The 20,212-nt window shown below is 74.0% G+C and carries 18 protein-coding genes and 1 tRNA gene; 4 read left to right on the top strand and 15 right to left on the bottom strand.

Annotated features, from left to right (window positions below; all coding sequences use genetic code 11):
• Window positions 1-89: 89 nt before the first annotated feature.
• Window positions 90-719 carry an RICIN domain-containing protein gene (locus tag ACGFS9_RS12245; RefSeq protein WP_393252549.1) on the bottom strand — a complete coding sequence of 210 codons (630 nt, stop codon included), beginning with the start codon at window positions 717-719 and terminating at the stop codon, window positions 90-92.
• A 362-nt stretch (window positions 720-1,081) separates the two neighbouring features.
• Here ACGFS9_RS12245 and ACGFS9_RS12250 point away from each other — a divergent pair, with 362 nt between their 5' ends.
• Entirely contained in the window at window positions 1,082-2,080 is a 999-nt protein-coding gene (locus ACGFS9_RS12250; RefSeq protein ID WP_393252551.1) for an ArsR/SmtB family transcription factor, read from the top strand.
• A 146-nt stretch (window positions 2,081-2,226) separates the two neighbouring features.
• On the opposite strand, the gene ACGFS9_RS12255 is transcribed toward ACGFS9_RS12250, so the two are convergent.
• Entirely contained in the window at window positions 2,227-3,414 is a 1,188-nt protein-coding gene (locus tag ACGFS9_RS12255; RefSeq protein ID WP_393252553.1) for a thiolase family protein, read from the bottom strand.
• A 416-nt stretch (window positions 3,415-3,830) separates the two neighbouring features.
• Here ACGFS9_RS12255 and ACGFS9_RS12260 point away from each other — a divergent pair, with 416 nt between their 5' ends.
• Window positions 3,831-4,655, top strand: a complete 825-nt coding sequence (locus tag ACGFS9_RS12260; RefSeq protein ID WP_393252554.1) for an SAM-dependent methyltransferase — start codon at window positions 3,831-3,833, stop codon at window positions 4,653-4,655.
• A gap of 282 nt (window positions 4,656-4,937) precedes the next feature.
• On the opposite strand, the gene ACGFS9_RS12265 is transcribed toward ACGFS9_RS12260, so the two are convergent.
• From ACGFS9_RS12265 to ACGFS9_RS12280, 4 genes are all read right to left on the bottom strand, one after another.
• The gene (locus ACGFS9_RS12265; RefSeq protein WP_393252556.1) at window positions 4,938-6,833 is read right to left on the bottom strand and encodes an ABC transporter ATP-binding protein; all 1,896 of its coding nucleotides are present in this window, start codon (window positions 6,831-6,833) and stop codon (window positions 4,938-4,940) included.
• A gap of 356 nt (window positions 6,834-7,189) precedes the next feature.
• Window positions 7,190-7,534: a cytochrome C oxidase subunit I gene (locus ACGFS9_RS12270; RefSeq protein WP_393252557.1), complete on the bottom strand. Its 345-nt coding sequence runs from the start codon at window positions 7,532-7,534 to the stop codon at window positions 7,190-7,192.
• A gap of 16 nt (window positions 7,535-7,550) precedes the next feature.
• On the bottom strand, window positions 7,551-9,251 hold the full coding sequence (gene ctaD, locus ACGFS9_RS12275) for a cytochrome c oxidase subunit I (protein ID WP_393252559.1): 1,701 nt from the start codon (window positions 9,249-9,251) through the stop codon (window positions 7,551-7,553).
• Window positions 9,252-9,547: 296 nt separating this feature from the next.
• Window positions 9,548-9,621, bottom strand: a tRNA-Pro gene (locus ACGFS9_RS12280).
• A 178-nt stretch (window positions 9,622-9,799) separates the two neighbouring features.
• Here ACGFS9_RS12280 and ACGFS9_RS12285 point away from each other — a divergent pair.
• Window positions 9,800-10,501: a transketolase gene (locus tag ACGFS9_RS12285; protein ID WP_393252561.1), complete on the top strand. Its 702-nt coding sequence runs from the start codon at window positions 9,800-9,802 to the stop codon at window positions 10,499-10,501.
• 177 nt (window positions 10,502-10,678) lie between these two features.
• Window positions 10,679-11,590, top strand: a complete 912-nt coding sequence (locus ACGFS9_RS12290) for a transketolase family protein (RefSeq protein ID WP_393252563.1) — start codon at window positions 10,679-10,681, stop codon at window positions 11,588-11,590.
• 62 nt (window positions 11,591-11,652) lie between these two features.
• Here ACGFS9_RS12290 and ACGFS9_RS12295 read toward each other — a convergent pair whose 3' ends face one another.
• The 9 genes from ACGFS9_RS12295 to ACGFS9_RS12335 form a co-directional block, all read right to left on the bottom strand.
• A complete protein-coding gene (locus ACGFS9_RS12295) occupies window positions 11,653-12,933 on the bottom strand; it encodes an MFS transporter (protein ID WP_393252565.1) in 1,281 nt (426 codons plus the stop codon).
• A gap of 176 nt (window positions 12,934-13,109) precedes the next feature.
• Window positions 13,110-13,469, bottom strand: coding sequence for an MmcQ/YjbR family DNA-binding protein (locus ACGFS9_RS12300; RefSeq protein WP_393252567.1), 360 nt, complete (start codon window positions 13,467-13,469; stop codon window positions 13,110-13,112).
• 548 nt (window positions 13,470-14,017) lie between these two features.
• The gene (locus ACGFS9_RS12305) at window positions 14,018-14,923 is read right to left on the bottom strand and encodes a LysR family transcriptional regulator (RefSeq protein WP_393252569.1); all 906 of its coding nucleotides are present in this window, start codon (window positions 14,921-14,923) and stop codon (window positions 14,018-14,020) included.
• Between the two features lie 161 nt (window positions 14,924-15,084).
• Window positions 15,085-16,278: a glycine C-acetyltransferase gene (locus ACGFS9_RS12310; RefSeq protein ID WP_393252634.1), complete on the bottom strand. Its 1,194-nt coding sequence runs from the start codon at window positions 16,276-16,278 to the stop codon at window positions 15,085-15,087.
• 19 nt (window positions 16,279-16,297) lie between these two features.
• Window positions 16,298-17,326, bottom strand: a complete 1,029-nt coding sequence (gene tdh, locus ACGFS9_RS12315) for an L-threonine 3-dehydrogenase (RefSeq protein WP_393252571.1) — start codon at window positions 17,324-17,326, stop codon at window positions 16,298-16,300.
• Window positions 17,327-17,629: 303 nt separating this feature from the next.
• Window positions 17,630-18,214, bottom strand: a complete 585-nt coding sequence (locus tag ACGFS9_RS12320) for a GAF domain-containing protein (protein ID WP_393252573.1) — start codon at window positions 18,212-18,214, stop codon at window positions 17,630-17,632.
• On the bottom strand, window positions 18,211-18,810 hold the full coding sequence (locus tag ACGFS9_RS12325; protein ID WP_393252575.1) for an ATP/GTP-binding protein: 600 nt from the start codon (window positions 18,808-18,810) through the stop codon (window positions 18,211-18,213). The genes ACGFS9_RS12320 and ACGFS9_RS12325 overlap by 4 nt, the downstream gene beginning before the upstream one ends.
• The gene (locus ACGFS9_RS12330; protein ID WP_393252577.1) at window positions 18,788-19,165 is read right to left on the bottom strand and encodes a DUF742 domain-containing protein; all 378 of its coding nucleotides are present in this window, start codon (window positions 19,163-19,165) and stop codon (window positions 18,788-18,790) included. Before ACGFS9_RS12330 ends, ACGFS9_RS12325 begins: the two co-directional genes overlap by 23 nt.
• Complete coding sequence (locus tag ACGFS9_RS12335; protein WP_393252579.1) at window positions 19,162-19,596, bottom strand: roadblock/LC7 domain-containing protein; 435 nt, start codon at window positions 19,594-19,596, stop codon at window positions 19,162-19,164. The genes ACGFS9_RS12330 and ACGFS9_RS12335 overlap by 4 nt, the downstream gene beginning before the upstream one ends.
• Window positions 19,597-20,212: the final 616 nt, after the last annotated feature.

Consider the following 20,212-nt stretch of genomic DNA (forward strand, 5'->3'; position numbering starts at 1 on the left):
CACGCCGCGCCACGCTAACAGGGACTCCGGCGGCCGGGTCGCAGGGTCGGGGTCCGGTGGACGACGACCCTGCGCCACTCGGCCGTCCGTCAGTAGAAGCGCTGGTTCCTTCCACCACTGCAGCTCCACGTCTGCAGGAGGGCGCCGTCCTTGTACCCGAAGTCCTTCACGTCCAGGCAGTAGCCCTGGCCGTTGGCCAGGCTCCTGAACTCGTAGGCGGTCTTCGTGCCGTCCGGGGTGGAGTACGAGCCCTTGCTGGTGATCCACCACAACTGACGGTAGGTGGACAGATTGCAGTCCTGCTGCTTGACCAGGGTGCCGTAACCGGTCGCGCCGGAATCCAGGCACTTGCCGGTGTAGTAGTTGCGGACCCCGTAGAAGGTGCCGCCGGAACTCCCGTTCTGGATGGGCGCCAGACACCAGTACTGGCTCTGGCCGTTGTACCAGCTCCACATGTGAGCCTGTGTACCGGCCGTGGTCCAGGGGCCCTGGATGTCCATGACCATCCGCTTGCCCGCACGGGTGCCGGCGTCGACGCCCGCGTACCAGTAGGGGCCGCGGGAGTACGAACCGCCGCAGCCCACCGCGGCGGCCGCGAGAGAGGTGCTCGTGCCGGATGCCGGCCGGGCCGCGGCGGGCGCGGCGGTGGCGACGGTCAGTCCACCGGCCACCAGGGCGGTGGCCGCCAGGACTCGGGTGGTGCGTGATCGGATGTGCATGCTTCCCCCTCTTTCCACGCGCCGGCAGATCCGGCGCGCACCGTGGGCATGGACGGATCTCTTCGCACAGGAGGTGTGCTCAGGCGCCGGCTCCGGTCCTGCGGCCGGCCGTGTCGATCAGCGGTGGCACTTCTCCGAACGTCGCGGTGACGTGAGCCGTATCGGACGGTGTCGTGTTCGCCGTAGGTCCTTCACCGTGCCGATCCTGCCGCTGGAGGCCACGGCCCTGGGCTCCGTCGGTAACCACGGCGCGGGTCATCAGCTTGTCGGATCGGCCCTGCCACCGTGACCGTCCGTGCCACGATTCGAGCAGGTTCACAGGCACGGCCACGGGACCGGCAGGACCGAACAGGGGGAGGCTCATGATCGAGCTCACCGTGAACGCGGCGGGGCTCGCCCGTTCCCGCTTCGCCGTCTCGCCGTTGCACGAGGTCGTCACGACGCTGCTGCCCTGGGGTCTGGGACCGGCCCCGGACAGCGATCCGTGGGTTGCACGTGCCCGGCGCGTGCTGCGCAGGGCCCGACTGCCGCTGCTGTCCGAACTGGCCCTGGACAGCGGCGGATACGTTCCCGACTTCCTCAGCCCGCACCCGTCCGGGCCCTCCCCCACCATCGAGGAGGAGCTGGAACGGGTCCGGTGCACCCCACCCGGTCGGGTCCTGAGCGAACTGGAGGCGTTGCGCGCCGGCCGGCCACACCACGGCCTCGCCGGTTCCGAGCTGCCGCCGGAAGTACGGCGGGCCATGGCCCGGGGTGGTGCGCACGTGGCCGGGCAGGCGGCGGACGAGATGCGGCGCTACTGGGAACTGGCCTTCGCTCCGCACTGGGAGGCCGCCAAAACCGCCCTCGACGGCGAGGTCGACCGATGCGCCGGCATGCTGGCCCGGCACGGGGCGGCCGGACTCTTCAACTCCCTGCACCCCGGCATCCGGTGGGCCGACGGCACCCTGCACGTCGAGAGCCGGTTCCGGATCGCGCTGCCCGTCCCCCTGGTGGTCGTGGTGCCGTCACTCGTCGCGCCCGTGCCGGGAGTGGCCGTGGACCCGACGCGCACCGGAGACCGGCCGCCGATGCTCGTCTGCCCCGTGCGCGACAGGGCCACGGCCGACACCCTCGCCCCGGCGGCCCCCTCGGCCGAGTTGGCCCGGCTGCTCGGCCCCACCCGCGCCGGGCTGCTCGCCGCGCTCGCGCAACCGGCCTCCACAGCGCAGTTGGCGCAACGTCACTTCCTCAGCCCCGCCACGGTCTCGTACCACCTCGGCGTACTGCACCGGTCGGGCCTCGTCGCCCGCGCCCGGTCCGGCCGATCGGTGCTCTACCGCCGCACCCCCGAGGGATCCCGGCTGGCGCGGAGCCGGTAGGCGCGCCGGAACCGGTTCCCCGGCGAGGCGGAGCCGGTGGTCGTGAAGCCGGGTGCGGGCGTCGGGAACACCAGGTCGTGGCGGGACGAGCACGCCCGCGGTCCGCGGCGGGCGGCCCGGTGGTGGTGCGGCCGACGCGGGGGGCCTCAGGCGCGTTCGACGAGGACCGCGCTGCCCTGCCCGACGCCGACGCACATGGTGGCCAGGCCGCGCCCGGCACCGGTGCGGCGCATCCGGTGCAGCAGGGTGGTGAGGATGCGGGCGCCCGAGCAGCCGAGCGGGTGGCCGAGCGCGATGGCACCGCCACTCGGGTTGACCAGGTCGGGGTCGATGCCGAGGCGGTCGACGCAGGCGAGGGCCTGGGCGGCGAACGCCTCGTTGAACTCGGCCTCCTGGAGGTCCTCGACGCTCCAGCCGACCCGGGCGAGCGCCTTGCGGGTCGCGGGGACCGGTCCGATGCCCATGACGTCGGGGTCGACTCCGGCCGAGGCTCCGGCGACGTACCGGCCGAGGGACTCCAGGTGGAGTTCGTTCAGCACCTCCTCGCTCACGAGGAGGACGCCCGCGGCGCCGTCGTTCATCGGGGAGGCGTTGCCCGCGGTGACGGTGCCGCCCTCGCGGAACACCGGCTTCAGGCGGGCGAGCTTCTCCGGGGAGGTGTCCTCGCGGACGCATTCGTCGCGGTCGACGACCACGCCGTCGGGGCGCTCCACGGGCAGCAGTTCGGCGTCGAAGTGGCCGTTCTTGCCCGCGTCCGCGGCGCGCCGGTGGCTGCGGAGCGCGAAGGCGTCCTGGCGTTCGCGGGACACGCCGTAGCGCGTGGCGACCTCCTCGGCGGTCTCCCCCATCGACAGCACGCCGTGCAGGTCCCGCATCGCGGGGTTGACCAGCCGCCAGCCCAGCCGGGTGTCGACGGTCTCGACGCGGTGCGGCAGCGCCTCGTCCGGGCGCGGCAGCACGAAGGGGGCGCGGCTCATCGACTCCGAGCCGCCGGCGAGCACGATGTCCGCCTCGCCGGCGGCGACGGCCCGGGCGGCCGTCGTGACGGCTTCGAGGCCGGAGGCGCACAGCCGGTTGACGGTCGCACCGGGCACGCTGTCGGGCAGCCCGGCGAGCAGCGCGGCCATGCGGGCGACGTTGCGGTTGTCCTCGCCGGCCTGGTTGGCGGCGCCCCAGTAGACGTCGTCGACGCGGGCGGGGTCGAGCGCGGGGACCTCGGCGACCAGGCCGCGGATGACGCTCGCGGCGAGGTCGTCGGGCCGCACGGAGGACAGCGCACCGCGCAGCTTGCCGATGGGCGTGCGGCGGGCGGCCGCGAAGTGGACGGGGCGCACGACTGGACTCCTGACGACACCGAGTTAATTAGCGCTGCTAGTTTTGGACTATAGCCCCGCCACGGGCCCTTGGGAAGATCCGCCGCCCCGGTGTCCGCCCGTACCGGCTCACCGGCGCGGTCCCCGCACCGGGCGGGAGCCGCGCGCGGGAGGGCGGGAACGGGATGCGGCGGCGCCGGAGCCACCCGGCGGGCGGGGGCGACCGCCGGCCGTCCGAAGCGGCAGCCGCCGGACGGTGAGGGGGTGGGGACCGGGTGGGGACGGAGGGCGGGCGCGGGCCGCGGTTGCGGTGGCGCCCGATGGCCGGGGATCGACGGCCGGCCGACCCGGCCCCCGCACGCGTGGCACACTGCTCGCGCACCGGGCCGGGCAGCCGCCCGCGGGTGAGGACACCGAGCGGAAAAGGGAGTTGTCCCATGACGGGGACCGAGTCCGGCGCGGACCGGATCGACACCACCCGGCCCCATCCGGCACGGGTGTACGACTGGTACCTGGGCGGCAAGGACAACTATCCGGTCGACGAGGAGCTCGGGCGGCGCATCATGGCCCTCGACCCGGGCGCCCCTCGGGCCGCGCTCGCCAACCGCAGGTTCATGCAGCGGGCCGTCCGCCACGCGGTCCGCACCGCGGGAATCAGCCAGTTCCTCGACATCGGCACCGGCATCCCCACCGAGCCCAACCTGCACCAGATCGCCCAGGCCACCGCACCGGAGGCGCGGGTCGTCTACGTCGACAACGATCCCATCGTGCTGGCCCACGCCGAGGCACTGCTGCGGGGCACCCCGGAGGGGGTGACGGAGTACCTCCAGGCGGACGTCCGCGAGCCGGGGAAGATCCTGGCCGAGGCGGGGCGGGTGCTCGACCTCGACCGGCCGGTGGCCCTCTCGCTCATCGCGCTGATGCACTTCGTCCCGGACGCGTCCGGCGCCTACGAGCTGGTACAGACGCTGGTCGACGCGCTGGCGCCGGGCAGCTGCCTCGCCCTGTCCGCGATGACCGCCGACTTCGAACCGGAGAAGGTGCGGCAGGGCATCGAGGCGTACACGCGCGGCGGGGTCACCCTCGTCGGCCGGTCGCACACCGAGGTCGCCCGGTTCTTCACGGGTCTCGACCTCGCCGCCCCGGGGATCGTCTCCGTGCGGGACTGGCGCCCCGACCTCGCCGAGGGCGAGGCGCCCCTCGGCGACGGTCCGGTGTCCCTGTACGGCGGGGTCGGCTTCAAGCCGCGGCTGGTGCCCTGACCGGAAAGGTTCACCGGCTCGCGGCGCCCGGCACGGCACCTCGCCGCGTTGTCGCATCACCCGAGTACATCCCGTACGCGGGAGACGCTCCGCCGTGCGATGCACCGCACCGGACGCCGCGAGCCGTCCGGCGACCCTTTCCGGTCACGGCACCAGGGCCTTCGCGACACGCCCGGGGACCCCGGTCGGGACCGGGGCGCCCCCGACGGGCGGGTGCGCCGCTCCCCGGCCCGACGGGCACGGGCACGCCCCACCCCGGGGAGCCCGGCCGGGGCACCGCGCTCAGCGGTGGTCGGCCGGGGCGGACAGCCCCTCGGACGCCGGGCCCCGGCCGTCGGGCACGCGGGGCGTACCCCCGGCCGTCACGGGTCCGCCGGCCGGGAGCGGGCCGTCGGCGATGAAGCCGCCCGACTGGTGGCGCCACAGCTTGGCGTAGGCGCCGTCGCAGGCCAGCAGTTCCCGGTGGGTGCCCTGCTCGACGATCCGGCCGCGGTCGAGGACGACGAGGCGGTCCATGGTGGCGACCGTGCTCAGCCGGTGCGCCACGACCAGAGCGGTCCGCCCCTCCATGAGCCGCCACAGCGCCTCCTGGACGAGGATCTCGCTCTCGGAGTCGAGCGCGCTGGTCGCCTCGTCCAGGAGCAGGATCGGCGCGTCCCGCAGGATGGCGCGCGCGAGGGCGACCCGCTGGCGCTGTCCGCCCGACAGCTTGATGCCCCGCTCCCCGACCATCGTGGCGAATCCGTCGGGCAGCGCGTCGGCGAACTCCGTGACGTGGGCGGCCTCGGCAGCCCGGCGGATCTCGGCCTCGGTGGCGTCCGGCCGGGCGAACGCGATGTTGTCCCGCAGGGAGCGGTGGAACATCGCCGGGTCCTGCGGGACGTAGGCGATCAGGCCGCGCAGGTCGGCCTGGCGCAGCCGGCTGATGTCCTGGCCGCCGATCAGGATGCGGCCCCCGTCGAGATCGGTCATCCGCAGCAGCAGCCGGGTGAGCGTGGTCTTGCCCCCGCCGGACCGCCCCACCAGGCCCACCTTGGAACCGCTCGGCACGGCCAGGTCGAGGCCCGCGAACAGCGGCCCGGCGCCGGCGTGGGTGAAGGCGACCGCTTCGAAGCGGACGTCGGCGGCCCGGCAGCGCAGCGGTTCCGGCGCGGCCGGGTCGAGCACGGCCGGCGGCGTCAGCAGCAGTTCGGTGAACTGCGCCGCCTCCGTCATCGAGCTCTCCAGACGGCGGTAGATCTGGTTGAACTCGAACATGATCCGCGTCGCGTTGGCGTAGTACGTGAACGCGACGACGACGGCCTCGACACCGTGCCCGCCCCCGCCGAGCGCGATCGCGAGCAGCAGGCCGAGTGCGTTGGTCAGCACCGACATCGGCGCGACCAGGGTGTCGATGCGCAGGTTGCCGTAGTCCCAGGACCGCAGGGTGAGCCGCCGGGACGCCGCGACCCGCGCACGGTGCTCGGCCGCCTCCCGCTCCTCGGCGGCGAAGGCCCGGACGGTGTCCATGTTCATCAGGCTGTCGGCGACATGGCCGGAGACCCGGGCGATCGCCTCCTCCCGCTCGGCGACGAGCACCTGCCGGCGCCGGATCAGGGGTACCACGCACAGCCCCGTGACCGTGATCATCGTCAGCAGTCCCACGACGAGCAGCGGGTCGTAGCGCCACAGCACGACGGAGCCGAACACCAGCGGCACCAGACGGCCCACGACCTGGAAGGTCATCGTGTCGACGAAGTCCTCGAAGCGGGAGGCGAAGCTCAGCACGCGCTTGGTCAGCGACCCGGCGAAGTTGTCGTGGAAGAACGCGGCGTCCCGCGCGAAGAGTTCGTCCATCCCGATCACGTAGAGGTGCTCGACGCCGAAGGCGTCCAGCCGGTTCAGGCAGTGCAGCCCGAGCCGCCACAGCGCCTCGGCGAGGAGCAGCACCCCGGCGAACCACAGCACGTACGGCAGCGCGGTCCGCACGGACAGGGACCCGTCCGCGGCGATGCGCGCCACGAGCTTCGCGACCACCAGGGGCGCGAGGTAGTTGATGCCGATGTTGCCGAGGGCGGGCAGCAGCAGGGCGGGCGCCGCCATGGCGCGCAGCCGCCGCAGTTCCCGTCCGTAGTGACGCAGGGCCAGCAGCACCGGCCCCCGTCCGGGTGACACCCCGCTCGATTCCCCTGACGCCATGCCCCACCCCGTGTCGTCGTGGGCGGCCCTGCCGGCGCTCGCGCGGGGGCCGCCGGTGCCTTCGTGGACCGCGCGACGGTGCGGTACGGGCCGGCCGGCGACGCCAGTGTCGCGTGGCGGCGTCCGGGCGGTCCACGCGTTTAAACCGGCCACGGGAAGGGGCGTCCGGGGCCGGTTTCGGCGCGCCCTCCGGCCCGCGCACCGGCGGCCCGGCCGCCGGTGCCGGAACGCGGCGAGACCCGCTCGTGCGCGCGCGAGCGGGCCCGTCCCGGCTCCCCACCCACCGCGGCCCGCCTCGCACCGAGGGCGGGCCGCACGGCGTCACCGGCGGCTTCGGCGGCCCCGTCGCCGCCTGCTCACAGCACGCAGAGCAGGGCGACGGCCGTGGTGAGCGCCGCCCAGACCGCGAGCGTCACCCCGAGGCACCGGCGCCGCAGCGACCGGTAGCGGTTCTCGTACTCCGCCCGCAGGGACCGGCTCCGCGCCGCGACGCGTTCGAGATCCTGCCGGGCCCTGCGCAGGTTGTCGGCGACGTAGCACTGCTCGATCTCCGCGCGCTGCGACGTGGTGAGCCAGTCCAGCGGGCGCAGGAACTCCTCGGCGCGCCGCTCCGCTTCGGCGACGGTCGCGCTCCAGAGGAGGTATCCCTCCACCTGGTTGCCGATCGATGCGGCGCTCTCCCGCCGGGGCAGATCGCTCACGTGGTTCCCCGGCCGTTCAGCGCTCGGCGCCGTGGGCCGCGACCTCCGCCATCGCGACGTCGGGGTGGTGCAGGTCGAACGCGGGGGACTCGGACCGGATGCGCGGCAGGGTGAGGAAGTTGTGCCGCGGCGGCGGGCACGAGGTGGCCCACTCCAGCGAGCGGCCGTAGCCCCACGGGTCGTCGACCTCGACCTTCCTGCCGTACTTCGCCGTCTTCCACACGTTGTAGAGGAACGGCAGCATCGACAGGCCGAGCAGGAACGAGCCGATCGTGGAGATCGTGTTCAGCGCGGTGAAGCCGTCGACGGCGAGGTAGTCCGCGTACCGGCGCGGCATGCCCTCGGCGCCCAGCCAGTGCTGCACCAGGAAGGTGGTGTGGAAGCCGATGAACAGCGTCCAGAACGTGATCTTGCCGAGGCGTTCGTCGAGCATCTTGCCGGTCATCTTCGGCCACCAGAAGTGGAAGCCGGAGAACATCGCGAACACCACGGTGCCGAACACCACGTAGTGGAAGTGCGCCACCACGAAGTAGGAGTCGGAGACGTGGAAGTCCATCGGCGGCGAGGCCAGGATCACGCCGGTCAGACCGCCGAAGAGGAACGTCACGAGGAAGCCGATCGCCCAGAGCATCGGTGTCTCGAAGGACAGCGAGCCCTTCCACATCGTGCCGATCCAGTTGAAGAACTTCACGCCGGTCGGGACCGCGATGAGGAACGTCATGAAGGAGAAGAACGGCAGCAGCACACCGCCGGTGACGTACATGTGGTGCGCCCAGACGGTGATGGACAGCCCGGCGATCGCGATGGTCGCGCCGACCAGGCCCATGTAGCCGAAGACCGGCTTGCGGGAGAACACCGGGAACACCTCGGTCACGATGCCGAAGAACGGCAGCGCGATGATGTACACCTCGGGATGGCCGAAGAACCAGAAGAGGTGCTGCCACAGCAGCGCTCCGCCGTTGGCCGCGTCGAAGACGTGGGCCCCGAACTTGCGGTCCGCCTCCAAGGCGAACAGGGCCGCCGCGAGGACGGGGAAGGCGAGCAGCACCAGGACGCTGGTGAGCAGTACGTTCCAGACGAAGATCGGCATGCGGAACATCGTCATGCCGGGCGCGCGCATGCAGATGATCGTGGTGACGAAGTTGACCGCGCCGAGGATGGTGCCGAAGCCGGAGAAGGCCAGACCCATGATCCACATGTCAGCGCCGATGCCCGGCGAGCGGACCGCGTCGGAGAGCGGGCTGTAGGCGAACCAGCCGAAGTCGGCCGCGCCCTGCGGGGTGAGGAAGCTGCCCATGACGATCAGCGCACCGAACAGGTAGAGCCAGTAGGCGAACATGTTCAGCCGCGGGAACGCCACGTCGGGCGCGCCGATCTGGAGCGGCATGATCCAGTTCGTGAATCCGGCGAACAGCGGCGTCGCGAACAGCAGCAGCATGACCGTGCCGTGGATCGTGAACGCCTGGTTGTACTGCTCGTTCGACACGATCTGGAGCCCGGGCCGCGCCAGTTCGGCCCGCATCAGCAGCGCCATGACGCCGCCGATCAGGAAGAACGCGAACGACGTGGTCAGATAGAGGGTGCCGATCGTCTTGTGGTCGGTGGTGGTGGCCCACTTGACCACGACGCTGCCCGGCTGCTTGCGCCGTGCGGGCACCTCGCTCTCGTACGAGTCCTCCCCCGCGTCGGCATCCTGGGGTTCGTTGATGACGCTCACTGGTCGGTCGTCTCCTGGGGCTCAGAGTCCGGGCACTCCACGACCCGTCATCCTGGCCAAAGCGGAGCCCGCGTGCGGGCGGGCGGGGGCGACACACCGCCGAACGGGTGCAGTGCCCACCCGAACGCAGCAACGCCATCGGCGCACGCGCCCCGCCGGACACGCGGGGCGTCTCGCCTGGCGCGGGCGGGGCGGGACCGGCGCGCGCGGCCCCGCGGGCGGTCCGCGTCCGGGAACGATCAAGGGCCGGTCTCGGATGTCTCCGAAACCGGCCCTGACCCTGCGACTGTCTCCAGTCGGGACGACAGGATTTGAACCTGCGACCCCTTGACCCCCAGTCAAGTGCGCTACCAAGCTGCGCCACGTCCCGATGCCTGTCTGACCTGGGGTTTCCCCCGGCCGGACGTGCACGGAAACAATACCGCACTCATGCCGGTGGTCGCGCACCCGTTTCTCCCGGGGCCCGCGCGCCGCGCCGTCCGGAATCGAGCGGTGGGCCGCTCCGCGCGCTTGACCTCAAGTTTGGTCGAGGTTGCACGCTCGTTGTCATGACGATCACCGCGGATCACCGCCACACCTACGCCGACCTGCCCCAACTGATGGAGCTGATGACCGGCGACGAGAAGCACGGTCCGGCCGCGACCTCCACGCTGGACGCGCTGTGGGTCCTGTACGACCGCGTCCTGCGGGTGACTCCCGAACGCATGGACGACCCCGGGCGTGACCGGTTCCTCCTGTCCAAGGGGCACGGTCCGATGGCCTACTACGCCGTGCTCGCGGCCAAGGGATTCCTGCCCGCGGCGTGGCTGCCCGGCTTCGGCGGGTACGACTCGCCCCTCGGCCACCACCCGGACCGGGTGCTGGTGCCCGGCGCCGAGATCGGCAGCGGGTCACTCGGCCACGGGCTGCCCATCGCCGTGGGGACGGCGCTCGGACTGCGGGCCCAGGGGCTCGACGATCCGAGCGTGTGGGTGATGGTCGGCGACGCCGAACTGGACGAGGGCAGCAACCACGAGGCCATCGCCTTCGCCGGGCCGGCCGGGCTGGACCGGCTGCACACCGTCGTGATCGACAACTCCTCGGCCCGCCACGCCCGCCCGGGCGGGATCGCGGCGCGCTTCGAGGTGGCGGGCTGGTCGGCCGCCACCGTGGACGGCCGGGACCACGAGGCGCTGCACGCCGCCTTCACGGCCGCGCACCCGGGCCGGCCGCGGGTGGTCGTGGCCCGCGTGGAGCCGAAGAACCCGTGAGGCCACAGCCACCCCCGCCGCACCGCTCCCCCCGCCCCCGCAGCTCTCCGCCCAGCGCACCGTCGCCACCCTCGCCTCCCGACCCCGCCGCACCGTCCCCTCCCGACCCCGGCGCCCCGATCCCCCGCCTCGGCCGCCACCGGCCGGCGGCTCGCCCCCGCAGGAAGGACCCCCTCCATGGACACCATGCGTGACCGTTTCGCCCCCGTCGTCTCCCGGCTCCTCGACGAGGACCCGCGCGTGGCCGTCGTCCTCGCCGAGATCGGCGCCGACGGCTTCGCCGAGGCCGGGCGGCGGCATCCCGACCGGGTGATCAACGTCGGCATCCGCGAGCAGCTGCTGATCGGCGCGGGCGCGGGCCTGGCCCTGACGGGGCTGCGGCCCGTGCTCCACACCTTCGCGAGCTTCCTGGTGGAACGGCCCTTCGAGCAGATCAAGCTCGACCTGGGGCACCAGGACGCCGGCGCCGTCCTGGTCAGCGCGGCGGCCTCCTTCGACTGGCCCGCGGGCGGCCTCACCCACATGGCGCCGGGCGACGTGGCGCTGCTGGACACGCTGGAGGGCTGGACCGTGCACGTGCCGGGCCACCCCGACGAGGCGGAGACCCTGCTGCGGCACGCCGTCGCGGCCGGCGACGACAAGGTGTACGTCCGGCTCTCCACGCAGGCCAACGCGCACGCGACCGAGGTCGACGGGACGCACTGGCACACGGTCCGGGAGGGCCGCCGGGGCGTGGTGGTCGCCGTGGGGCCGATGCTCGACGCCGTGCTGGAGGCCGTGCGGGAGCGCGACGTGACGGTGCTCTACGCGACCACCGTCCGCCCCGTCGACACGGCCGCCCTGCGGGCCGCCACCGGGACGGCGGGCACCGACGTGGTCCTGGTCGAGCCGTACCTGGCCGGCACCTCGACGGCCGCCGCGGCCCGGGCGCTCGCCGACGTGCCCCACCGCCTGCTCGGGCTGGGGGTCGGGCGCGGTGAGCTGCGCCGCTACGGGACGGTCCAGGAACACGTGAGCGCGCACGGTCTGGACGCCCGGTCGCTGCGCGAGCGGATCGACGCCTTCCTCGCCGCGGGCGCAGGGGCCTGAGCGGCCGTCCCGCTCCGCCTCCGCCCGGCCCGGGCACACCGGCCCGTGCCGCCTCCGCGGCCTCAGCCGGCCCGGTGTCCCGCCGGCGCGGCCGGCACGGCGTCCCGGAGCCGGGGCACGGGCCCGTCGGCCCGCACGAGGCCCCGTACGGCGGGCACGCACAGCAGAGCCGCGGCGACGACGAGGCTCATGACCCCGCCGATCTGCAGGACCCGGTCGGCGCCGAGGGCCGTGGCCGCGGGTCCCGCGAGCGCCTGGCCGACGGGCATCATCGCCAGCGAGCCCGCGACGTCGTAGGCGTGGATGCGGTTGAGGACGTCGGGGGCGACCTGCGTCTGCACGCTGGTCGCCCACATGACGCCCCACACGGACATCCCCGTGCCGGCGACCACCGCTCCCGCGGCGATGGCCCCGACGCCCAGTCCGGCGCCGACCGACGCGGGGAAGCAGGCGAAGGCGAACAGGGCGACGGACCCGGCACGCAGCATGCGGCGCGGCCGCAGGCGCAGCGCGAGCAGTCCGCCGAGGACGGTGCCGGCGCCGAGCGCGGAGTTGATCAGCCCGTAGGCGTGCGGGCCGTGCTCGCGCACCACCTCGGTCGCCACCAGCGGGACGGTCGGCCCCCAGACGGCGATCATGTAGACGCACCAGATGACGATGACCGCCCAGAGCCAGGTGCGGGATCGGAACTCGCGCCAGCCCTCGGCGAGATCGGCGCGGAAGCCGGCACCGCGGGCCCGGCCGCCGGGCGCGTCCGGCGGCAGCCGGAGCAGCAGCAGGCACAGGGCGCTCAGCGCGAACGTGGCAGCGTGGGCGACGAAGACACCGCCGGCCGAGGCGAAGGCGACGAGCAGGCCGGCGAGCGCCGGGCCGGCGAGCTGGGCCCCGGACTCGGCGATGCGGACGGCGCCGTTCGCGCCCTGCACGTCGGCCGCGAGCCGCGGCACCGTGCTGGCGACGCCGGGCTGGAAGACCGCGCCCGCCACACCGTTGACCGCGCCGATCACACAGACCTGCCAGAGGACGACATGGCCGGTGAAGAAGAGCGCCGCGGCCAGGGACTGGGCGCCCAGCCGCACCAGGTCGGCCCCGATCATCAGCTTGCGGGTGTCGAACCGGTCGGCGATCACGCCGCCGAAGACGACGAGCCCCGCGAAGGCGGCGGCGGACGCCGCCATGGCGAGGCCGACCGCCCCCACCCCGTACCCGTACTGAAGGAGCCCGGCGGCCAGCGCCACCGGCAGCATGGTGTCGCCAAGCCGGGCGAGGGCCCTGGCCACGAAGAACAGGGCGAAGTCCCGGGACCAGACGGCCCGGCGGCCCGCGGCGGGCCGGTCGGGCACGCCGCCCGCGCCCGGCGGGGCGGCACCTGCGCACCGTTCCTCACTCGACGGCGTTCCGCCCACCTGCCCACACCCCTCCCCGGCCCCGGCGCACGGCTCCCCCGCGAAGCCGCCCGCCCCCGCAGCGCTCCTGTTTCCGGATCATGCCACGGGGCACCGACGGCGCCCGCGGCGTATCAGCCGGTGGACGGGGAGCCGAGTTCGGGGTGGGCCCCGGTCAGCCGGGGCGGCGCCGCCTGTCTCCAGGAGTCGGTGAGGATGTCCCGCAGCTCCGCCTCGTCCTCCAGGGCGGAGAGCCGGGCGCGGACCCAGGCGAAGCCGGCCTCGTGGCCGGCGATCCAGAACTTGGCGGGCTCGGCCAGCACCAGTTCGTCGCGCTCCTCCTTGGGGCAGCGCACGGCGATGGAGGTCTCGGCCTCGGGCAGCGTGGCGAACATCTTGCCCGCCACCCGGAAGGTGGGCATGCTCCAGGCGGTCTTCTCGGTGGTCTCCGGCAGGGAGAGGGCGATCCGTCGTACGTCGTCGGCATCCGGCATGGGACGCAACGGTAGTCAACGGCACCGACAACGGCGGGCACGCACGCACCCGACGGCGGCGGGTGTGCGGGCGCCACCTCTCCCCCGCAGTCCTGGGCGTGTGGTCCCGGCGGCGGTTCCCGTGGCGCGCCGCCCGGTCGCGGGCGCCGGCGGCGACGGCTCGGCCGGGGGTGCGGGACCGGACCGGTGCTGCGCGTCCGCGGGTCGGGCGGCGTGGGGAACGGCCGCCGTGCGGCGGTGCGCCCGCGCGGGCGTCGCGACGAGGGAACGGCCTGGTTCCGGGTGGGCCGGGCCGTCCGCTGCCCGGCCGCCGCGCTGTCCGGACCGCGGCCGGGACGGCGGAGGGCGGGCCGCGGGTGCGGCCGGAGCCGCATGCGGCGGGCTCGGCGGCGGAGGCGGAAGCGAAGGCGAAGGCGAGGACCCGGGTCGCCGCGGCGCGTCTCCCCGGGGCGGCGGAGACGGCCGTCCGGCCTCCCCGACGCCGCCCGCCGAGGTCAGCCGTCCGGGCGGGGCGGACCGGGCGCCCGCCGCCCGCTGCCGGCCGCGCGTCAGTCGGCGGTCGCGGCCTGCGTCAGCGCCTCCAGGACGGGGCGGATCAGCGGGTGCCGCTCGGCGCCCCGGCGGACGGCGGCGAAGACCCGCCGCGTGGGGGCCGTGCCGTCGACGGGGCGGACGACCACCCCCGTGAGGTCCATGCCGCGCAGCGCCGAGCGGGGCACCAGGGCCACGCCGGCGTCCGCCGAGGCGAGCGCGACGACGGCGCGGAAGTCGTCCGAGGAGTGTTCGAGGCGCGGCTGGAACCCCGCGCTCTCGCAGGCCAGCACCACCACGTCGTGGCAGGGGTTGCCCGGGTAGGGGCCGATCCAGGGGTCCTTGGCCAGTTCGGCGAGCGGCACCTCCTCCGCGCCGGCCAGCCGGTGCGCGACGGGGACCACCGCGTCGAAGGGCTCGGCGTAGAGCGGGACGTGCGTCAGCCGCGGGTCGTCCGCGTCCGGCGCGCCCCGGTACTCGACGGCCACCGCGATGTCGACCTGCCGGTCGAGGACCATCGGCAGGCTGGCGTCGCCCTCCGCGTCCTGGATGCGCAGGCGGATGCCGGGGGCGGCGACGGCGAGGCGGGACAGTGCGGGGGCCACGACGAGGTTGATGCCGGTGGCGAAGGCGGCCACCGTCACCGTCCCGGCCGACCCCGAGCCGTAGGCGGCCAACTCGGCCTCCGCACGCTCCAGTTGGGCGAGTACGGCGTGGGTGTGGCCGAGCAGGATCTCCCCGGCCGGGGTGAGCGTCACGCCCTTGGCGCCCCGCTCGACGAGCCGGTGGCCAGTCTCCTGCTCCAGGGCGGTCAGTTGCTGCGAGACCGCCGAGGGGGTCAGGTACAGCGCGGCGGCAGCCGCCGTCACCGTGCGGTGGTCCGCCACCGCACGAAGGATGTGGAGCCGCCGCGCCTCGATCATGCGACCGATTCTCTCAGGTCACACCGCTCTTCCCGCCATCGGCGGGGCTCCGGGCCGGCCTCCGGGCGGAGGCCGGTCCGTTCCGGCGGCGGGGCGGAGGCCGGTCCGTTCCGGCGGCGGGGCGGACGCGCGCCTCCCCGCCGCCGGAACGGACGCGCGGGTCAGGCGCCGAGTTCCGCCCGCGCCGCCACGAAGGCGTCCACGGCGCGGTTGACGTCCTCGGTGGAGTGCCCGGCGGAGAGCTGCACCCGGATACGGGCCTTGCCCTGCGGGACGACCGGGTACGAGAAGCCGATGACGTAGACGCCGCGCTCCAGCAGCAGCTCGGCCATCCGGCCGGCGACCGAGGCGTCGCCGATCATGACGGGCGCGATGGCGTGGTCGCCGGGGAGGATGTCGAAGCCCTCCGCCGTCATCCGGGAGCGGAACAGGGCGGTGTTCTCGGCGAGCCGCACCCGCAGGTCGTCGGCGGACTCCAGCAGGTCGAGCACCTTCAGGGACGCCGCCGCGATCACCGGGGCGAGGGTGTTGGAGAAGAGGTACGGGCGCGACCGCTGGCGCAGCAGGGCGACGATCTCGGCACGCGCCGCGACGTAACCGCCGGAGGCACCGCCGAGGGCCTTGCCGAGCGTGCCGGTGATGATGTCGACGCGGTCCATCACGCCGTGCAGCTCCGGGGTGCCGCGCCCGCCGGGGCCGACGAAGCCGACGGCGTGCGAGTCGTCGACCATGACCATGGCGTCGTAGCGGTCGGCGAGGTCGCAGATCTCCTTGAGCGGAGCCACGTAGCCGTCCATCGAGAAGACACCGTCGGTCACGATGAGCCGGCGGCGGGCGTCGGACGCCTCCTTGAGCTGCGCCTCCAGGTCCGCCATGTCGCGGTTGGCGTAGCGGAAGCGGCGGGCCTTGGAGAGCCGGATGCCGTCGATGATCGAGGCGTGGTTGAGGGCGTCGGAGATGACCGCGTCCTCGGCGCCCAGCAGGGTCTCGAACACGCCGCCGTTGGCGTCGAAGCAGGAGGAGTAGAGGATCGTGTCCTCCTGCCCGAGGAAGGCGGACAGCCGCGCCTCCAGTTCCTTGTGCACCTCCTGCGTCCCGCAGATGAAGCGAACGGAGGCCATGCCGTAGCCCCAGCGGTCCAGGGCCTCGTGGGCGGCGGCGACGACCTCGGGGTGGTCGGCGAGACCGAGGTAGTTGTTGGCGCAGAAGTTGAGGACCTCGCCGGGGCGGCCACCGGCGGTGACGCTCACGGTCGCGGACTGCGGGGTGCCGATGACCCGTTCGGGCTTGTACAGCCCGGCGGCGCTGATCTCTTCGAGGGTGGAGCGCAGGTCGTCACGGACGGAGTCGAACATCATCAGTTCCTTAGAGTCCTCAGAGGGTCCAGTCGAGGATGACCTTGCCGCCACGGCCGCTGGCGGCGTCGGCGAACGCGTCCTCGTAGTCGCGGAATCCGTACCGGCCGGTGATCACGGGGGCGAGGTCGAGACCGCCCTCCAGCAGGACCGACATCGCGTACCACGTCTCGAACATCTCGCGGCCGTAGATGCCCTTGATCGTGATCATGGACGTGACGATCCGGGACCAGTCGACCGGGAACTCCTCGGAGGGCAGGCCCAGCATCGCGATCCGGCCGCCGTGCGTCATGTTGGCGATCATGTCGCGCAGGGCCTCGGGGCGGCCAGACATTTCCAGGCCGATGTCGAAGCCCTCGCGCAGGCCGAGCGTGCGCTGCCCGTCCGCGATCGTGGAGCCGGCGACGTTGAGCGCGAGGCTGACGCCGATCTTGCGGGCCAGTTCCAGGCGCTCCTCGCTGACGTCGGTGATGACGACGTTGCGGGCGCCCGCGTGGCGGGCCACGGCGGCGGCCATCAGGCCGATCGGGCCGGCGCCGGTGATCAGGACGTCCTCGCCGACCAGCGGGAAGGACAGCGCGGTGTGCACGGCGTTGCCGAACGGGTCGAAGATCGCCGCGACGTCGAGGTCGACGGGGACGCGGTGCACCCAGACGTTGCCGGCGGGCAGCACGACGTACTCGGCGAACGCGCCGTCCCGGCCGACGCCGAGGCCGACGGTGGCCCGGCACAGGTGACGCCGGCCGGCCAGGCAGTTGCGGCACTTGCCGCAGACGAGGTGCCCCTCACCGCTGACGAGGTCGCCGACGGCGATGTCCGCGACGTCGCGGCCGGTCTCCACGACCTCGCCGACGAACTCGTGGCCGAGGACGAGCGGCGTGGTGATGGCCTGCTGCGCCCAGCCGTCCCAGTTGCGGATGTGCAGGTCGGTGCCGCAGATGCCGGTCCTGAGGACCTTGATCAGCACGTCCGTGGGGCCGGCCTGCGGCTCGGGGACGTCCGTGAGCCAGAGCCCGGGCTCCGCCTTCTGCTTGACCAGCGCCTTCACGAGACGGCTCCTGTGCGTGAGGTCCCGGGAATGAGCGTGCCGAAGGCAGCCCGTACCGGGAAGAGGGGTGAATTCCCTGAGGAATCTGCCCTACGACGGTACCTCCGGTCCATCGAGGTTTTCTTAAGCGCGGCCCCAGCTTTCCTTCACGCCCCCGTTTTCTCCCCCCGGCTTTCCGCGCTTTCGCTTTTCCCGCCGATCCCGGGGACGCCCGGAAAACCGCTGTGCGGGCCGGTGGGGACGGGGCTGCGGCCGCCCTCCGGGAGCGGTTCCCGGTGGGCGGCGCCCCCGTGGCGCGGCGGGTCAGATGCCCGTGGCCGCCGCCCGCCGTTCGAGTTGCCCGGCCAGTTCCGCCGCCATCGCCTTGATGGTGTCCAGCCCGGGCCTCCCCCACGGGCGCGGGACGACGTCCTCGACGCAGATCGCGCCCAGGGCGATGCCGCTGCCGTCGATGAGGGGTGCGCCGAGATAGGCGCGGACGCCGAATTCCCCGACGAGCGCATTGCCGGCGAAACGCGGATAGTCGCGGACGTCCTCCAGGACGAGGGCCTTGCGGCGGACCACGACGTGCGGGCAGAAACCGTGGTCCCGGCCCCGCCGACGCTCCACCGGCGGCTCCCCGGCAGCCGTCGCGGCGCCGCCCGCCGCCCGGCCCCCACGGCCGGGCGTGTGCAGCCCCGCGAAGAACTGCTGTTCCTCGCCGATGAAGGTGACCTTGGCGTAGGGAGCCGCGGCGGTCCGCGCCAGGCGGTCCGCGAACGCGTCGAGGACGGGCTCGGCCCGCTCGCCGAGCCCCAGAACGCGCAGCCGCCGCAGCCGGGCCGCGGCGTCCTTGTCCTCGGGGGTCAGCAGCAGGCGCCCGGCGGGGCGGGGCGGGTCGTACGTCACAGGCGCGCTCCCTGGCTCGGCGCGCGGCCGGGGGCGTGGGCGAGCAGGTGCCGGACCAGGGTGAGCAGGGTCTGCACGCCGGAACTGGAGATCCTGGCGTCACAGGGCACGACCGGGATCGCGGGGTCCAGGTCGAGGGCGGCGCGCACCTCGTCGGGGCCGTAGCGGTGGGAGCCGTCGAACTCGTTCACCGCGACGATGAAGCCGAGACCGCGCTGCTCGAAGAAGTCGACCGCCGCGAAGCAGTCCTCCAGGCGCCGGGTGTCGGCGAGGATCACCGCGCCGAGCGCGCCCTCGCTCAGTTCGTCCCACATGAACCAGAAGCGCTCCTGGCCGGGCGTGCCGAACAGGTACAGCACGTGTTCCGGGTCCAGGGTTATCCGGCCGAAGTCCATCGCGACGGTCGTCTCGACCTTGTTCTCGATGCCGTCGAGTCGGTCGGTCGCGGCGCTGACGGTGGTGAGCAGTTCCTCCGTGCTGAGCGGCGCGATCTCGCTCACCGCGCCGACGAAAGTCGTCTTGCCGACCCCGAACCCTCCCGCCACCAGGATCTTCAGTGCGGTGGGGAAGGGGTCAGAGCTGTCGTCGTAGTCCATCGAGCACTGCCTCCAGAAGGGACCGGTCAGTGGGGTTGTGGTGGAACTCCGGGGGCTTGGTGGTGAGCGCCCCGCAGTCGACGAGGTCGGACAGCAGCACCTTGGTGACCGCCGCCGGGAGGTGCAGATGGGCGGCGATCTCCGCGACGGAGACCGGTGCCCGGCACCGTTCGAGTGCCTGGCTGTGCTCGGGCCCCAGGTAGCCGAGCGGGGTGGCCCCGGTGGCCATGACCTGCGAGAGGAGGTCGAGCGCGGTCGACGGTCGGGTGCGGCCGTTGCTGACGGTGTAGGGGCGCACCAGTCGCCCCGCCGCGTCGTCGAGCCACGGCTCGTCCCCGGCCGTGGTCGCGCTCACGGCCTGATCGCCGGGGTTTCGACGGCGTGCTGCCGGGGCGCGGTGACGAGGTAGGGACGCACGCTCTTGACCAGCATGGCCATCTCGTAGCCCAGTACCGCGGCGTCCGCCTCGCGGCCGGCGAGGACCGCCAGGCAGGTGCCGGAGCCCGCCGTGGTGACGAACAGCAGGGTCGCGTCGAGTTCGACGACGACCTGCCGGACGTCGCCGCCGTCCCCGAAGCGTGCGCCGGCGCTGCGCCCGAGGGAGTAGAGGCCGGACGCCAGCGCGGCCATGTGGTCGGCGCTGTCCGGATCGAGGCCGTGGACGGACCTGACCAGTCCGTCGCAGGAGAGCAGCACGGCGCTCGTGGTGTGGGGTACGCGCTGGACGAGGCCGCTCATCAGCCAGTCGAGGTCAAGAACGCGGCCGGTCGGCGCATCGCTCGCCATGGGGGATGGACTCCTTGGGGGTGCGAAGGTCTGCGGGAGCGGTGGGGGGAGGTGCGGGGCTTCCCGGTGGGTCGGTGGCGGGGCGGGGGCGCCCGAAGAGGTGGTCATCCGCCCGGGGCGCCCCCGTGGGGCCGGGCGGTGCGGCCGGGTCCGGGCGCGGTGTCCCCGCCGTCGTGCGGCGCCCCCGGGTGGGCGGGGTGCGCCTCGGCCGGGTGGGCGGCGACGGTGCCGTTCGCCGCGGCCGGGCCGGGGGGCCTCGGGTCGTCCCCGCGGCCGGTGAGCGGCGTCGTGCCGTCGGCCGGGGGCGTGTGCTCCGTGGGCAGCGGCCGCGGTCGCGGGCGGAAGGGAAGCGCTGCCGCCGGCGTCCGGCGGGCCGGGTCGCCGGGGGCGCGGCCGGGCGGGATCGGGCCGTCCGGGTCCGGGCCGGGGCCGGAGGGCGCCTCGTGGACGCGGCCCCGGGGCGTGACCGCGCGGTGATCGCCGTCCCCGGGGCCGGTGTCCGCGGGGTGGGAGGGGACGGGGTACGGGTGTCCCTGGTCGCCGGAGCGGTCGCCGGCCCGCGCCGGCGGCCGATGAGCCGGTCCGGCGGGGCGGTCGGCCCGGTGGCGCGGGCCGG

Source organism: Streptomyces sp. NPDC048566, assembly GCF_043199735.1.
In the GTDB taxonomy this organism is placed as follows: domain Bacteria; phylum Actinomycetota; class Actinomycetes; order Streptomycetales; family Streptomycetaceae; genus Streptomyces.

What these genes read in the sequence shown, in the direction of transcription:
- ACGFS9_RS12245 (WP_393252549.1), bottom strand. Translation starts at nt 719, where the DNA reads ATGCACATCCGATCACGCACCACCCGAGTCCTGGCGGCCACCGCCCTG.
- ACGFS9_RS12250 (WP_393252551.1), top strand. Translation starts at nt 1,082, where the DNA reads ATGATCGAGCTCACCGTGAACGCGGCGGGGCTCGCCCGTTCCCGCTTC.
- ACGFS9_RS12260 (WP_393252554.1), top strand. Translation starts at nt 3,831, where the DNA reads ATGACGGGGACCGAGTCCGGCGCGGACCGGATCGACACCACCCGGCCC.
- ACGFS9_RS12265 (WP_393252556.1), bottom strand. Translation starts at nt 6,833, where the DNA reads ATGGCGTCAGGGGAATCGAGCGGGGTGTCACCCGGACGGGGGCCGGTG.
- ACGFS9_RS12285 (WP_393252561.1), top strand. Translation starts at nt 9,800, where the DNA reads ATGACGATCACCGCGGATCACCGCCACACCTACGCCGACCTGCCCCAA.
- ACGFS9_RS12290 (WP_393252563.1), top strand. Translation starts at nt 10,679, where the DNA reads ATGGACACCATGCGTGACCGTTTCGCCCCCGTCGTCTCCCGGCTCCTC.
- ACGFS9_RS12300 (WP_393252567.1), bottom strand. Translation starts at nt 13,469, where the DNA reads ATGCCGGATGCCGACGACGTACGACGGATCGCCCTCTCCCTGCCGGAG.
- ACGFS9_RS12305 (WP_393252569.1), bottom strand. Translation starts at nt 14,923, where the DNA reads ATGATCGAGGCGCGGCGGCTCCACATCCTTCGTGCGGTGGCGGACCAC.
- ACGFS9_RS12310 (WP_393252634.1), bottom strand. Translation starts at nt 16,278, where the DNA reads ATGTTCGACTCCGTCCGTGACGACCTGCGCTCCACCCTCGAAGAGATC.
- ACGFS9_RS12325 (WP_393252575.1), bottom strand. Translation starts at nt 18,810, where the DNA reads ATGGACTACGACGACAGCTCTGACCCCTTCCCCACCGCACTGAAGATC.
- ACGFS9_RS12335 (WP_393252579.1), bottom strand. Translation starts at nt 19,596, where the DNA reads ATGGCGAGCGATGCGCCGACCGGCCGCGTTCTTGACCTCGACTGGCTG.